We start from the raw sequence: 14,937 nt of genomic DNA on the forward strand, positions 1-14,937 counted from the left end.
CATAGGAAAGCCTCCCGATATTTTTTATTGTATACCGGGAGGCTTCTTTATGCACCATATTTTCAGTCGAACAGACTCTTGAACTTCTTGAATATTTTCTCCTTAATCGAAGTATTTGGCTTGAAGTTATCCGATTCTTCCATCTCCTCCAGCGCCTTCTTCTCATCCTTGTTCAGCGTTTCGGGTACGTATACGCTGACATTTACCAGCAAATCTCCCGTGCCGTATCCGTTCACGTTGGGTAAACCTTTGCCGCGCAGGCGGAGCACTTTTCCCGGTTGCGTACCTGAGTCAATTTTTACTTTCACCTTTCCATCAATCGTGGGAATTTCTACCGCACCACCCAAGGCTGCTGTCGGGAAGCTGAGGAGCAGATTGTAAATCAAGTCGTTTTCATCGCGTATCAAGTTCGGGTCTTGTTCTTCCTCTACAAGAATCAGCAAGTCTCCCGGCACGCCGTTGTGCTTGCCTGCGTTTCCTTTTCCTCCCATAGAGAGTTGCATACCTTCTGCAACGCCTTTCGGAATTTTTACGGTTACTACTTCTTCACCGTATACAATGCCTTCACCGGCACACTCCTTACACTTGTTCTTGATGATTTTGCCCTCACCGCCACACGTCGGGCAGGTGGTTCTTGTCTGCATGGTGCCGAGTATGGTTTGCTGGTTACGGATTACCGTGCCGCTGCCGTTACAAGTCGGGCAGGTCTCTGAACCACCGTCACCTTCGGCTCCCGTACCATGACAGTGGGTACAAGGCACGTATTTCTTCAGTTTGAATTTCTTTTCCACGCCGGTAGAGATTTCCTTGAGGTTCAGTTTCACCTTGACACGCAGGTCCGAACCACGGTAACGGCGTTGTTGTTGTGCTCCACCGCCTCCGCCGAAACCTCCAAAACCGCCGAAACCTCCACTGTGTCCGCCAAAGATGTCACCGAACATGGAGAAGATGTCGTCCATGGACATGCCTCCACTGAAGCCGCCGAACGGACCACCATTACCGGCGGCACCACCCAGTCCGGCATGACCGAACTGATCGTAGCGGGCACGCTTGTCCGGATTGCTTAGTACGTCGTATGCTTCTGCCGCTTCCTTGAATTTCTCTTCGGCTGTTTTGTCGCCCGGATTCTTGTCCGGATGATATTGGATGGCTTTCTTGCGATAGGCTTTCTTTATTTCTTCTACCGTTGCTGTCTTTTCGACTTCCAATACTTCGTAGTAATCTCTTTTTTCCATACAGTTTTATGTTATTCTCCGACTACCACTTTGGCATGACGGATCACTTTGTCATTTAGGATGTAACCGGTTTGTACACAGTCCAGAATTTTGCCTTTCAGTGCTTCATTGGGTGCCGGAATCACGGCGATGGCTTCGTGATAGTCTGTATCGAGCGGTTGTTCCTTTGTCTCTATTACCTTAACGCCGTTTTGTCCCAATACAGACATGAACTTGTTGTAGATAAGTTCAACGCCTTCTTTTACGGCGGCTACGTCGGTGGCTGTCTCCATGTTTTTGAGGGCGCGTTCAAAGTCATCCACAATGGGTAGGATACTGCTGATACTCTTTTCACCACCGTTCAGGATGAGTTCTGCTTTCTCCTTCATGGTACGTTTGCGGTAATTGTCAAACTCGGCAGACAAGCGCAGGTATTTGTCCTTCTGCTCTTCAATCTGTTCATTGGCCTTTTCCAGTTCCTGGGCGAGCTTTTCTTCTTCTGTCAGGGGAGCTTCGTTTTCTTGTGAAGTTTCTTGTCCGACAGTTTCTTCGTCACATTCGTTAGGAGTAGCTTGAGTTTTCAGTTCCTCTTCCTGGTTGTTTTCTTTTTCTTTCGGATTCATATTGTTATGCTTATTATTCTTGTAAAATGATTTTGCTTTCATTGCTGTTAAGGGTTTAAGTTAATACGATATTAGTGCTCCAGCAAAAACTTTGCCAAAACGGATATTTTTGCCGAAAACGCTGCAAAGGTAATACTTTTATGTCAGATTGACAGCGCTTCTCTGTGTCTATTCATGGAAAAATAACTATCTTTGCACTCGCAATTCGCAGACTAATAGGTATTAAATAGTAAATTGTAAATAAATAAATCGTAAATATAAAGATGATTACAGTCTCTAATGTCTCAGTACAGTTTGGTAAAAGAGTGTTGTTCAATGACGTAAACCTGAAGTTTACAAGTGGTAACTGTTATGGTATCATCGGTGCCAACGGCGCCGGAAAATCTACTTTCCTGAAAACGATTTCCGGGGAGCTGGACCCTACGACGGGCTCCATCATGCTGGCTCCGGGAGAGCGTCTTTCCGTTTTGAGCCAGGACCACTTCAAGTGGGATGCTTTTACGGTGATGGACACGGTGATGATGGGACACACGGTGTTGTGGGATATCATGAAGCAGCGTGAAGTGCTGTATGCCAAAGAGGATTTCACAGACGAGGATGGGCTGAAGGTTTCCGAATTGGAAGAGAAATTTGCCGAGTTGGACGGCTGGAATGCCGAAAGCGATGCTGCCGCCTTGTTGAGTGGTTTGGGTATCAAGGAAGACAAGCATTATCTGTTGATGGGTGAGTTGAACAACAAAGAAAAGGTGCGTGTCATGCTGGCGCAAGCTCTCTATGGAAATCCTGATAACTTGCTGCTGGACGAGCCTACCAATGACTTGGATATGGAGACCGTGACTTGGCTGGAAGAGTACCTCTCCAACTTTGAGCATACGGTGCTGGTGGTAAGCCACGACCGTCACTTCCTCGACTCCGTTTGTACGCATACGGTGGACATCGACTACGGAAAGATTAACCTCTTTGCCGGTAACTATAGCTTCTGGTACGAGTCCAGCCAGCTGGCGCTCCGTCAGCAGCAGAACCAGAAGGCAAAGGCCGAGGAGAAGAAGAAAGAGCTGGAAGAGTTTATCCGCCGATTCAGTGCCAATGTGGCAAAGAGCAAGCAGACTACCAGCCGCAAGAAGATGTTGGAGAAACTGAATGTAGAAGAAATCAAGCCGTCATCACGTAAGTATCCGGGCATCATCTTTACGCCCGAACGCGAACCGGGTAATCAGATTCTGGAAGTTTCCGGTTTGACGAAAACGCTGGAAGATGGTACGGTGCTGTTCCGCGACGTCAACTTCAACGTAGAGAAGGGAGACAAGATTGTATTCCTTTCGCACGACCCGCGTGCCATGACCGCCCTGTTCGAGATTATCAACGAGAATATGAAACCGGATGCAGGTACTTTCAACTGGGGTGTGACTATCACCACCGCTTACCTGCCGCTGGACAATACTGCATTCTTTAATACAGACCTGAATCTGGTGGACTGGTTGAGCCAGTTCGGTGAAGGCAATGAAGTCTATATGAAGAGCTTCCTGGGACGTATGCTGTTCTCCGGTGAGGAGGTGCTGAAGAAAGCAAGCGTATTGTCGGGAGGTGAGAAGATGCGTTGCATGATTGCACGTATGCAGCTGCGCAATGCCAATTGCTTGATTCTGGATACACCTACCAATCACCTCGACTTGGAGTCTATCCAGGCATTCAACAATAATCTAAAGACCTATAAAGGCAATATCCTTTTCTCATCCCACGACCACGAGTTCATTCAGACGGTTGCCAACCGTATCATCGAATTGACTCCGAACGGTATTATCGACAAGATGATGGAGTATGACGAATACATCACTTCAGACCACATCAAGGAGTTGCGTGCACGTATGTACGCAACAAAGTGATAACGGAAGCTAAGGACTAAATAAGCATATTTTAAATCGTTCCATCATGAGGAAAAAATCGTTCCACCATGGTGGAACGATTTTTTCACCACGGTGGAACAATATTTCTGCCATGATGGAACGATTCTTCTTTCATATCTTTTTGGTTTAATAAAGGCTTGTGCGATATTGAAAAAAAGAAGAAGGTGTGTTAGAATGATTTTTAGCTATCATTCTGACACACCTTCTTTTGCTATTAAAAGAGTCTCTTTGTTCTTATTAAGGCGGGGAATAGTCTGAGTTATTGTTTCTCCTTATATATAATTTTGCCTTGGCTTTCGCCGAAAAGGTTGTCGCCTAGCGTGGTAATCTTATTCCCCGTGGCAAGCACATAGCGCAGGTTGTCGCATCCCATAAATGCTCCGTACTCAATGGCGGTTACACTGGCAGGAAGCACCAGCGTGCCGCACAAACGGCCGCAGCCACTGAATGCACGCTGTCCGATGCTTCTAAGCTCTTGCGGGAGCCGTACGTTCAGCAGATACTTCTTTTGGGTGAAAGTATAGTCGGGAATTGCAGTGGCATTACTGTTGGTCATGTCGATGGAAACCAGATTGGGCATATAGTCGCGTATCAATGTGAAGTCGGCTTCGTCCATTTTTCCTTCAACGGTCAGAAAGTTAACGTCTTTGGGCTGAAATCCGGCTCTTAACAGTTCGCTGGCAAGGCTGCCCATTTTACCAATCTGCACATTTACTGTCAGTGGTTCTCCTTCAATGAATGCAAAGGTTTCCCATTTCTTTTTGGTACGATAGGAGTCACTGCATCCCAATGGAACAAATATGGCTGTAACGCTATCGGCCAATGCTTCGGACAACAGATTGGGAGCCGTTTTCTTCCGTATCTGGCATATCTTGAGATTTTTGCATCCCTTAAAGGCAGCATCTTCGATGTTCTTGGTCTTGTCGGAAAGGATAATCCTGGTCAGCGTCTCCTTACCTACAAATGTACTGTCGTCTATTTGCTTGCAGAAGGCATATGCCGGAATGCAATTGGCAGGATATACATAAAAACGGTTTGGATAAGTCCCGTTCTTGCCTGCATACATGCTGATGGAGGCATTTGAAATGTCCAGCAGTTGCAGGTTTTTGAATTCATCCCGTAGATGCCTGAAATCTACGGCATTCAGCTTGCCCTGCAGGGTCAGTTGGGTGATTTCATTGGCTTCCGCTTCTGTCATCAGTTCCACCAGGGTGCCAGGTTTGGCCACGTAGTATCTTTTGGATTTTTGTGCCGAGGCATTCAGCATTAACGCCAGTCCGGCAACGGCTAAAAGTATTTTTCTTAGTTTCATGTTTGTCGATTCCAGATTGATTTTTCAAATATAAGAAGAAACCGGCAGGAATACATGAAGTTTTTTCTTTTTATTATTATTTTTGTCGGATATTAATCAAAATGAGATACAAATGGAGACGGAAGAAACGGTGAAGGAAGAGTGTGTTGCTATGAGTAAAACAAAACGTATTTGGCTGGCATTCGTTGATATAGTACTGTTTACTGTACTTTTTATGATTTTTCTGTTTTTGTTTGCCATACCTTTTGCGATTGCTTTCCCTGAGTTGAAGACACAAGCTGGTGGGATGAGCGTCTATTTAATGATGTTGAATGAAGTCTTGATGTTGGCCAGTGGGCTTATTGCCGCTTGTATGGTGCTGGGTTTCAGGAAGCTTCCTTTTTCGGGCTTGGGCTTGTCTTTGAAGGGATGGGGCAGAAGCCTGCTGAACGGAGCTTTGTTTGTCGTGTTCTTGTATGTAGTTGGTTTTGGCTTGTCTTTATTGTTGGGGGCTGTGGAAGTGGCAGGGGTCTTGTTTTCTCCCATTTCGTTGTTGTCGAGTCTTTTGCTTTATTTTTTAGTGGCAGTTACGGAAGAAGTTATTGGACGCGGTTTCATTTTAGGGCGTATGCTGGATGGAGGCGTCAATAAGTTTGTGGCATTGCTTATCTCTGCGGTGTTATTTTCGTTGATGCATCTTTTCAATCCCAGCTTTGCCTTCGTCCCGTTTTTGAATATCATGCTGGCGGGTTGTTTCTTGGGAGCTTCCTATATATACACGCGTAACCTCTGTTTTCCCATTGCCTTGCATTGGTTCTGGAACTGGATTCAAGGTTCTGTTTTGGGATATAAAGTCAGTGGAAATGAATTTAGCAATGAGAATCTGCTGATTCTTCACTTTCCGGAAGAAAATCTGATAAATGGAGGAACTTTCGGGTTCGAAGGCTCTATTCTGTGTTCACTACTTTTAGTGCTTGGTACAGTAATTATCTTAAGACACTATTATAAGGGATTAGTGATTAATGATTTCCGTATTAGTCATTAATCACTAATCATTAACCCCTAATTCTGTTCCACTCCTTTCATTGTCAGCTGTATGCGTTTCCGGTCCATATCTATGCTGAGTACCTTTACGCGTATATGCTGGTGAATGGACACTACTTCATTAGGGTCTGATATGAATCTGTCGGCGAGTTGGGAGAGGTGTACCAGTCCGTTTTCCTTGATGCCTATGTCGACAAATGCGCCGAAGTTGGTGATGTTTCCTACGATGCCGGGCAATTCCATGCCTTCGCGCAGGTCGTTGATGGTGCGCACGTTCTTGTCAAATTCAAATATCTTTATCGGTCCGCGTGGGTCACGTCCGGGCTTGTCCAGCTCTTGCAGGATGTCTTTCAGTGTCGGCATGCCCACGGTGGGGGAGAGGTAGCGTTCGGGATTAATCTTCAGACGCAGCTCCCGGCTGGCTATCAGCTCGGCTACGCTGCAACCCAAGTCCTTTGCCATTTGTTCTACGATACAATAGCTTTCCGGGTGTACGGCAGTATTGTCCAGCGGATTTTTTGCCTGCGGAATACGTAGGAAGCCGGCACATTGCTCAAATGCCTTGGCACCCATGCGCGGTACTTTCATCAGTTCCTTGCGCGAGGTGAAGGCACCGTTTTCGGCGCGATAGTTCACAATGTTCTGTGCCAGTTGCGGACCCAATCCCGAGATATAGGTCAGCAGATGGCTGCTTGCGGTGTTCAGGTTGACACCTACCAAGTTTACACAGTTTTCTACGGTCTGGTCCAGTGATTTTTTCAGCTTGGTTTGGTCCACGTCATGCTGGTATTGCCCCACACCAATAGATTTCGGGTCAATCTTTACCAACTCTGCCAGCGGGTCCATCAGTCGTCTGCCTATGGACACAGCACCGCGTACGGTGATGTCGTAGTCGGGAAACTCGTCCCGTGCAATTTTAGAGGCCGAATAGATGGAAGCTCCCTGCTCGCTGACGATGAATATCTGTATGTCGCGGTTGAAGCGCTGATGTTTCAAGAACTCCTCCGTCTCGCGGCTGGCAGTTCCGTTACCTATGGCAACGGCATCTATCTTATAAGACTCTATCATCATTTGCAGCTTGGCAAATGCCTCTTTCTGCTTGCTGACCGGAGGGTGGGGGTAGATGTTCTCATTGTGGAGCAGATTTCCTTGTGCATCGAGGCACACAACTTTACAACCCGTACGAAATCCGGGGTCTATACCCATCACACGCTTTTGCCCCAGTGGTGAAGCCAGCAACAACTGACGGAGGTTTTCGGCAAATACCTTGATGGCTTCCTCATCAGCACGTTCCTTACTTTGCGTGGCAAATTCCGTCTCTATGGATGGCTTCAATAGGCGTTTGTAGGAATCCTGCACGGCTTCTGCCACTTGCTGTCCGCAGGGGTTGTTGCTCCGCACGAATTGGCGTTCCAGCCGTTCCACGCACTCCTCATCGTCCGGGCTGATGCTGACTTTCAGCAGGCCTTCCGCTTCGGCACGCCGGATGGCGAGCAGGCGGTGGGAGTTGCATCGCTTCAACGATTCGGAGCAGTCGAAGTAGTCACGGTATTTGGTCGCTTCCTCTTCTTTGCCTTTCACTACTTTGGCGGTCAGTATGCCTTGGCGGGCAAATGCGTTGCGCACGCTGTTTCGGGCACGTTCGTCTTCGCTAACATGCTCGGCTATGATGTCACGGGCACCTTTCAGTGCATCTTCCACGTTCTTCACGTCTCCTTTCACGTAATTGGCGGCGCGTTCCTCCGGATGAGGATCACGTTGCAGCATCAGCAGGGTGGCGAGGGGTTCCAGTCCTTTTTGACGGGCTGCTTCGGCACGTGTTTTCCGTTTGGGCTTGTAGGGGAGGTAGATGTCCTCCAGTAGGGTATTGTCCCAAGTCTCCTCGATGCGCTTCTGAAGTTCGGCGGTCAGTTTACCTTGTTCCTGTATGGTGTTCAGGATGGTTTCTTTACGTTTGGCGGTTTCGCTCAGTTTCTCATATTGCGTCTGGATAGCTTCAATCTGCACTTCGTCCAGTCCTCCCGTTGCTTCCTTGCGGTAACGGCTGATGAAAGGGATTGTCGCTCCGTCTTCCAGCAGGCCGAGGGTCTGGCTTATTTGTCTTTCTGATATGCCGAGAGCGGCAGATATCATTCGATGAAAATCTTGTATCATTTTGTATCTCATTTTATAATAGGTGCCAAAAGTACAAAAAAACAATTGTTGTTTTTTCTTTAGGTTCCAACTTTTATCTATATTTGTCAAAGCTATGGAGCAATTAAACGAATCAATCAATTGAAACACATATATCGTACAATATTACCATGCATGGTAGCGCTTTTCTGTTGCCTTTTGCCCGCTTTTTCTATTACGGGAGAGCATCCGGTACTGATTATCAGTTCCTATAATCCGGATGCCGGCCGTACTTCCGGCAACATCTCCGACTTTATGGAGGAGTTCCAACGCCTGGGCGGGACAAACACCATCGCATTGGAGAACATGAACTGCAAGAGTTTTTCCGAATCCCCTCTTTGGGAGAGGAGAATGGCTGAGCTGTTGGCTAAATATCAAGGTGATAAAAGTCCGGCGCTGATTGTACTTATAGGGCAGGAAGCCTGGGCTGCCTATCTTTCTCTGGAAGACTCCATATGCGGCAATACTCCGGTAGTGAGTGCACTGTCCAGCCGGAACGCCATATTGCTGCCGGGTGATACCGTTGACCTGAAGACCTGGATGCCCGAATCCGTCGACTTCTTCACGGATTTCCCCAGTTCGCCTATCAAGGCTGGCTTCGTTTATGAGTATGATGTGGAGGCCAACATCAATATGATAAAGCAGATGTATCCCGGCACCAAGAATATCGCTTTTGTCTCAGACAACAGTTATGGCGGCGTTGCCATGCAGGCCTATGTAGTGAAGGAGATGCAGAAGTTCCCGGAACTAAACCTGATTCTGCTGGACGGACGCGTCAATACCATATATACCATTTGTGACAGATTGCATGAGTTACCGGAAAATACAGCTATATTGATGGGGACATGGCGTGTGGACATGAACGATGGTTACTTCATGCGGAATGCAACCTACGCCATGATGGAAGCAGCTCCCACTTTGCCCACTTTCTCGCTCAGTTCCGTAGGCTTGGGATATTGGGCTGTGGCAGGTGTCGTTCCTGCCTACCGTGCTTTGGGCAAGGAGATGGCAAGACAGTCTTACCGCCTGCTGACCACCTCCCAGGATAGTGAGACCCATATGGAAATCATTCCGAATGAGACCATACTGGACGGTAAACTTGTGAAGGAAAAGAAACTGAATATCACCGGCCTTCCGCAGCCGGTAAAGATGCTGAACGTAACCCCTTCTTTCTACGAACAGTACAAGTATCATATCTGGTCTGTCGGTGCTGTTCTGTTGGTGCTGTTGGGCGGTTTGTTCGTTTCCCTTTACTTTTATTATCATACAAAGAAGTTGAAGGATGAACTGGAGGTATCCGAGGGTGCCTTGCGCGAAGCAAAAGACCGTGCCGAAGAATCCAGCCGTCTGAAGAGTGCTTTCCTTGCCAATATGAGCCACGAAATCCGTACTCCATTGAATGCGATTGTGGGCTTCTCGGACGTGCTGTCTGCCGGAGGAGCCTCGGAAGAAGAACAGCGTGGCTATTTCGAGATTATTAGGACCAACTCTGATTTGCTGCTTCGGTTGATTAATGACATATTGGATGTGTCCCGTTTGGAGGCCGACCGCGTCATCCTTTCTTTGGAGAGCTGCAATGTAGTGCAGATATGCCAGCAGGTAGTAGCTTCCGTGGCCCAGGCACGCAGGTCGACCAATCAATTCTTATTTGAGTGTGAACGTGAGGTAGTGGAGATGCGGACGGATGTGCAGCGTTTACAGCAGGTTGTGATAAATCTGCTTTCCAATGCGGACAAGTTTACAAAAGAAGGTACGATAACCTTGAAGCTGGAGCCGGATACGGCGAGGAATGTTGCAGTATTCTCGGTGACTGACACTGGTTGCGGCATTCCATTGGACAAACAGAAACGGGTGTTCGAACGTTTCGAGAAGCTGAACGAATATGTGCAGGGAACCGGCTTGGGCTTGTCCATCTGTAAGCTGACCGTTGAGAAGTGGGGCGGCGAGATTTGGATAGATCCTGCCTATACGGATGGAGCGCGGTTTATGTTTACCCATCCTATGAACTTATAAGAACCGACAAGAAATAAGGAAATATAATGAAAAGATTTAGTTGTTTTTTTATCTGGATTTTTGTCCTGACAAGCATACTGCCTGCGCAGGAAAGAGAGGTGAAACTGAAAGTCGTACAGACCAGTGATATACACGGCAACTACTATCCCTACGACTTTATACGCCGCCGGGAGGCAACCGGCAGTCTGGCACGTGTGCATGCTTTGGTGCAAAAAGAACGTGAGGCTTATGGCAAAAATCTGATTCTCTTGGACAATGGTGACATTCTGCAGGGACAGCCCACAGCCTATTATTATAATTACATAGATACCGTTGCCCCTCATCTGGCAGCGGAGATGATGAATTTCATGGGGTATAATGCCGGCAATATGGGTAACCATGACGTAGAGACCGGCCGTACCGTTTTCGACCGTTGGGCAGGTGACTGCCGTTTTCCGATATTGGGTGCCAATATTGTGGATACTGCTACCGGAGAAACCCATTTCAAACCCTATGAGGTGCTGGAACGTGACGGAGTGAAAATTGTGGTTCTCGGTATGATAACTCCTGCCATCCCCGTATGGCTTTCAGAGAATCTGTGGAAAGGGCTGCGTTTCGACGATATGGAGGAGACTGCCCGCAAATGGATGAAGATTATCCGTGAGCAGGAAAAGCCTGATTTGGTTATCGGTATGTTCCATGCCGGCCAGGATGCCCAGCTGATGGGAGGCAAGTATCGCGAAAACGCTTCGGTGGAAGTGGCGTGCAACGTGCCGGGATTCGATATTGTCCTGATGGGGCACGACCATGCGCGCGAATGCAAGAGGGTGTGCAACATAGCCGGTGACTCGGTACTGGTGATGGACCCTGCCAGCAACGGTGTTGTTGTGAGTAATGTGGATATAACCTTGAAACTGCGTGATGGTAAAGTTATAGACAAGAAGATAGACGGCATACTGTCCGATACGCAAGACTACGGCGTCAGCGAAGAGTTCATGCAACGCTTTGCCCCCGAAAATGAAGCTGTGCAGAATTTTGTTTCCAAGAAAATTGGTTCCTTTACCGAGACTATCTCCACACGTCCTGCCTATTTCGGTTCTTCCGCTTTTATAGACCTTATCCACGAATTGCAGTTGGCAATCAGCGGAGCGGATATTTCTTTTGCGGCTCCTTTGTCCTATGATACGGAAATCCGTAAAGGAGACATTTTTGTGAACGATATGTTCAATCTGTATAAGTACGAAAATATGCTTTACACCATGCGTCTGACGGGGAAGGAGATACGCGATGCCTTGGAGATGTCGTATGATTTGTGGACCAATCGGATGAAGTCTCCGGACGACCATATCCTTCTCTTCCGTGAGAAGCGCCGCGAAGGTGCTACGGATAGGGCCTCATTCAAGAATTTCAGCTTCAACTTCGATTCTGCGGCGGGTATTATCTACACGGTGGATGTGACCAAGCCGGATGGCGAGAAGGTAGCCATTCTCAGTATGGCAGACGGTACTCCGTTCGATATGGATAAAATGTATAAGGTAGCGGTGAATTCTTATCGCGGAAACGGTGGCGGCGAATTGCTGACAAAGGGGGCCGGCATCTCGCAGGATGAATTGAAGGAACGCATCATCCACTCTACGGATAAGGACTTACGCTATTATCTGATGCAGTACATTGAGCAGAAGAAGGTGATTGAACCGCGTACGCTGAATCAGTGGAAGTTTATTCCCGAAGAGTGGGCGGCTCCGGCTTCCAAGCGTGATTATGAGTTCTTGTTTGGCAAAGTTAAAGAATAATTCACTATCTTTGCGGCTCAAAATCTATAGTATAAGTTTTTGGACGTGAAGCAGAAGAAAAAAATTATAGGTGCATTGAGCTTGCTGGTACTGTTTATCATGTACCAGGCAAGTATCACTGCGTTCACTCACGTCCATTATGTGAATGGGGTGATGATAACGCACTCGCACCCTTTTCATGGCACACACTCTCACTCTCAGACTTCCCTTTTGGTTATCGGGCATTTGTCGGCATTCTACTCTTCCGGAGTGGATGTGTATGAGGTTCAGCACCCGATGCGTCCTTTGCTGGCCATGCTCAGAGCCAAACCGGCAACACCTACTGTTAAGGGGGAAGTGATACGTACCCTTTCCCTTCGCGCTCCTCCCGCTCTTTTTTCATAGTCATTAGGTTTAAAAACGCCTGGATTTTTTGTATGTAGATACCAGGCATTTTAGTCTCGAAGTCCGGCATTTCAGTGAACGAAGTGCGGCATCTCGGATGATTATCTTTTTTCAGACTTGAATTATTTTTTTTATTTAGAGCGCTAATTTGATGAAACAATACATTTTGGCGTTGGTACTTGCAGTGGTAAGTGCCAGCGTAGCTTTTGCCGTAAATCCTATAAAAGAAGGCAATATGATTTCCGGCCATGTGATAGTGAAAGGTACGGAGGAAAATATACCGTATGCCACGGTTTTGATTATCGGCAGTGGTCAGGGAACGGTTTCCAATGAAGAAGGACAATTTGAGTTCCGCAAGCTTCCGGCGGGAAAATACAAGCTCCGTGTGTCGGCAGTGGGTTACAAGACCCAAGAGAAGGAGGTGACGGTGAGCAAGGACTTTACTGCCGTCATACATTTCCCGATGGAAGAGGAGAGTTTCATGACCGATGAAGTGGTGGTATCCGCCAACCGCAACGAGGTAAGCCGCAAGGCAGCTCCGGTAGTTGTAAATGTGATGAGTACCAAATTGTTCGAGATGGTCAACTCCACCGACCTTGCCAAGACACTGAACTACCAATCGGGCTTGCGTGTGGAGAACAACTGCCAGAACTGTGGTTTCCCCCAGGTGCGCATCAATGGCTTGGAAGGTCCGTATTCGCAGATATTGATAAACAGCCGTCCCATCATCAGTGCATTGAGCGGTGTGTACGGATTGGAGCAAATCCCCGTGAACATGATTGAACGGGTAGAAGTGGTGCGTGGCGGAGGCTCTGCCTTGTTTGGCGCCAATGCTGTGGGAGGAACTATCAATATTATAACCAAAGACCCCATCAACAATTCCTTTCAGGTATCGAGCATGTTCTCCAATATGGACGGCAAGTCCTGGGAGCAATATATGGGTGGCAATGTGTCGCTGGTTGCCAAAGATAACTCTTACGGCATTGCCTTTTATGAGAGTTACCGCAACCGCAACCCCTACGACCGCGATGGCGATGGCTTTTCCGAGCTGGGCAAGCTGAACATGAATACTTTCGGCTTCCGCGCCTATTACCGTCCTACGCATTTCAGCCGCATCAATCTGGAATACCATACCACCAACGAACTTCGTCGCGGAGGCAACAAATTCGATTTGCAGCCGCACGAGACGGACATCACCGAGCAGACCAAGCATATCATCAATAGCGGAGGCGTGAGCTACGATTTGTTCTGGAAGGAGTACAAGCATAAGATTTCGGCTTACACCTCCATACAGCACACCGACCGCAACAGCTACTATGGTGCCCAAAAGAACATGAATGCTTACGGCAAGACGAAAGACCTGACCTGGGTTGCCGGCGGCATGTATGTGGGCAATATGGACAACTGCTTCTTTGCCCCCGCCACCTTCACCGGCGGACTGGAATATCAGAACAACTCCCTGCACGACATCATGACCGGCTATCATCGTGACATGGAGCAGGATGTCCGCATTGCCAGCGCCTTCGTGCAGAATGAGTGGAAGATGAACGTACTGACCATGCTGGTCGGCGCCCGCCTGGACAAGCACAACCTGATAGACAAGCTTATTTTCAGCCCCCGCGTCAACCTGCTCTACAAGCCGGCAGATGATTTTCAGGCACGCTTGACTTACTCTACCGGTTTCCGCGCTCCGCAGGCATACGATGAGGACTTGCACGTGACGGCAGTAGGCGGCAAGGGAGTCCAAATCAAACTCGCCGATAACCTGAGTGAAGAACGCTCCAACAGTTACAGCGGTTCGGTGGACTGGACTGCCCATCTGGGACACTGGCAGGCAAACATCCTGGTGGAGGGTTTCTATACAGACCTGCGCCACGTCTTTGTGCTCGAAGATATCGGCAAGAACGAAGTAGGGGATGTCATCAAGGAGCGCCGCAACGGAAACGGCGCACGCGTATACGGTGCCAATCTGGATGCGAAGATTGCCCACGGCAAGGAGGCGCAGTTCCAGCTCGGCTTCACGGCGCAGCGCAGCCGCTACACCCATGAAGAAGTCTGGACAAAGGTGGACGGCAAAGACCTTACCACCAAGCGCATGCCCCGTACACCGGACTATTACGGGTACTTCACTTTCTCCTCGGCACCGGTGAAGAATTTCGATTTCTCCCTTTCCGGCACTTATACGGGAAAGATGATTGTGCCGCACTACGCACCGGAAGATGCTCCCGAGGGTGCCTTCTGCAATATCACCTCGGACCGCATGGAGCATACCCCCCAATTCCTGGACCTGAATGTGAAGCTGAACTACACCTTTGTGCTTCACGACCATATCAAGCTTCAGTTGAATACGGGTGTACAGAATATCTTCAACAGTTTCCAGAAAGACCTGGATAAAGGGGAATTCCGCGATGCGGGCTATTTCTACGGACCTACGCAGCCGAGAACCTTCTTTGTCGGCTTCAAGATAATGAACTAAAAGTTTCCATTTAAGGATTTTTAGAGCTAAATTCCGCAAAATAG

Annotated in this window: 10 protein-coding genes; 6 read left to right on the forward strand and 4 right to left on the reverse strand. The window is 48.1% G+C overall.

Annotated features, from left to right (window positions below; translation table 11 throughout):
- Nucleotides 1–62: 62 nt before the first annotated feature.
- The gene (gene dnaJ, locus DW896_RS07010; protein WP_035448062.1) at nucleotides 63–1,235 is read right to left on the reverse strand and encodes a molecular chaperone DnaJ; all 1,173 of its coding nucleotides are present in this window, start codon (nucleotides 1,233–1,235) and stop codon (nucleotides 63–65) included.
- A gap of 11 nt (nucleotides 1,236–1,246) precedes the next feature.
- Entirely contained in the window at nucleotides 1,247–1,879 is a 633-nt protein-coding gene (locus DW896_RS07015) for a nucleotide exchange factor GrpE (RefSeq protein ID WP_005827933.1), read from the reverse strand.
- A 221-nt stretch (nucleotides 1,880–2,100) separates the two neighbouring features.
- On the opposite strand from DW896_RS07015, the gene DW896_RS07020 reads away from it, so the two are divergent.
- A complete protein-coding gene (locus DW896_RS07020) occupies nucleotides 2,101–3,720 on the forward strand; it encodes an ABC-F family ATP-binding cassette domain-containing protein (protein WP_005827934.1) in 1,620 nt (539 codons plus the stop codon).
- Nucleotides 3,721–4,000: 280 nt separating this feature from the next.
- Here DW896_RS07020 and DW896_RS07025 read toward each other — a convergent pair whose 3' ends face one another.
- Entirely contained in the window at nucleotides 4,001–5,053 is a 1,053-nt protein-coding gene (locus tag DW896_RS07025; protein ID WP_117713979.1) for a leucine-rich repeat domain-containing protein, read from the reverse strand.
- A 112-nt stretch (nucleotides 5,054–5,165) separates the two neighbouring features.
- On the opposite strand from DW896_RS07025, the gene DW896_RS07030 reads away from it, so the two are divergent.
- The gene (locus DW896_RS07030) at nucleotides 5,166–6,077 is read left to right on the forward strand and encodes a CPBP family intramembrane glutamic endopeptidase (protein WP_117713978.1); all 912 of its coding nucleotides are present in this window, start codon (nucleotides 5,166–5,168) and stop codon (nucleotides 6,075–6,077) included.
- A gap of 17 nt (nucleotides 6,078–6,094) precedes the next feature.
- Here the strand turns inward: DW896_RS07030 and DW896_RS07035 are convergent, their stop codons facing one another.
- Nucleotides 6,095–8,230, reverse strand: coding sequence for a Tex family protein (locus DW896_RS07035; RefSeq protein WP_117713977.1), 2,136 nt, complete (start codon nucleotides 8,228–8,230; stop codon nucleotides 6,095–6,097).
- A 153-nt stretch (nucleotides 8,231–8,383) separates the two neighbouring features.
- Here DW896_RS07035 and DW896_RS07040 point away from each other — a divergent pair, with 153 nt between their 5' ends.
- From DW896_RS07040 to DW896_RS07055, 4 genes are all read left to right on the forward strand, one after another.
- Nucleotides 8,384–10,261: a HAMP domain-containing sensor histidine kinase gene (locus DW896_RS07040; RefSeq protein ID WP_181980681.1), complete on the forward strand. Its 1,878-nt coding sequence runs from the start codon at nucleotides 8,384–8,386 to the stop codon at nucleotides 10,259–10,261.
- Between the two features lie 26 nt (nucleotides 10,262–10,287).
- Complete coding sequence (locus tag DW896_RS07045; RefSeq protein WP_009036858.1) at nucleotides 10,288–12,033, forward strand: bifunctional UDP-sugar hydrolase/5'-nucleotidase; 1,746 nt, start codon at nucleotides 10,288–10,290, stop codon at nucleotides 12,031–12,033.
- Nucleotides 12,034–12,078: 45 nt separating this feature from the next.
- On the forward strand, nucleotides 12,079–12,417 hold the full coding sequence (locus DW896_RS07050) for a hypothetical protein (RefSeq protein ID WP_009036859.1): 339 nt from the start codon (nucleotides 12,079–12,081) through the stop codon (nucleotides 12,415–12,417).
- A 151-nt stretch (nucleotides 12,418–12,568) separates the two neighbouring features.
- Nucleotides 12,569–14,893 (forward strand): TonB-dependent receptor, encoded by a 2,325-nt coding sequence (locus DW896_RS07055; protein WP_009036860.1) that lies wholly within the window; start codon nucleotides 12,569–12,571, stop codon nucleotides 14,891–14,893.
- The last annotated feature ends 44 nt before the right edge of the window (nucleotides 14,894–14,937 follow it).

It is taken from the genome of Bacteroides sp. AM41-16 (assembly GCF_003603495.1).
Taxonomy (GTDB): Bacteria; Bacteroidota; Bacteroidia; order Bacteroidales; family Bacteroidaceae; genus Bacteroides; species Bacteroides uniformis.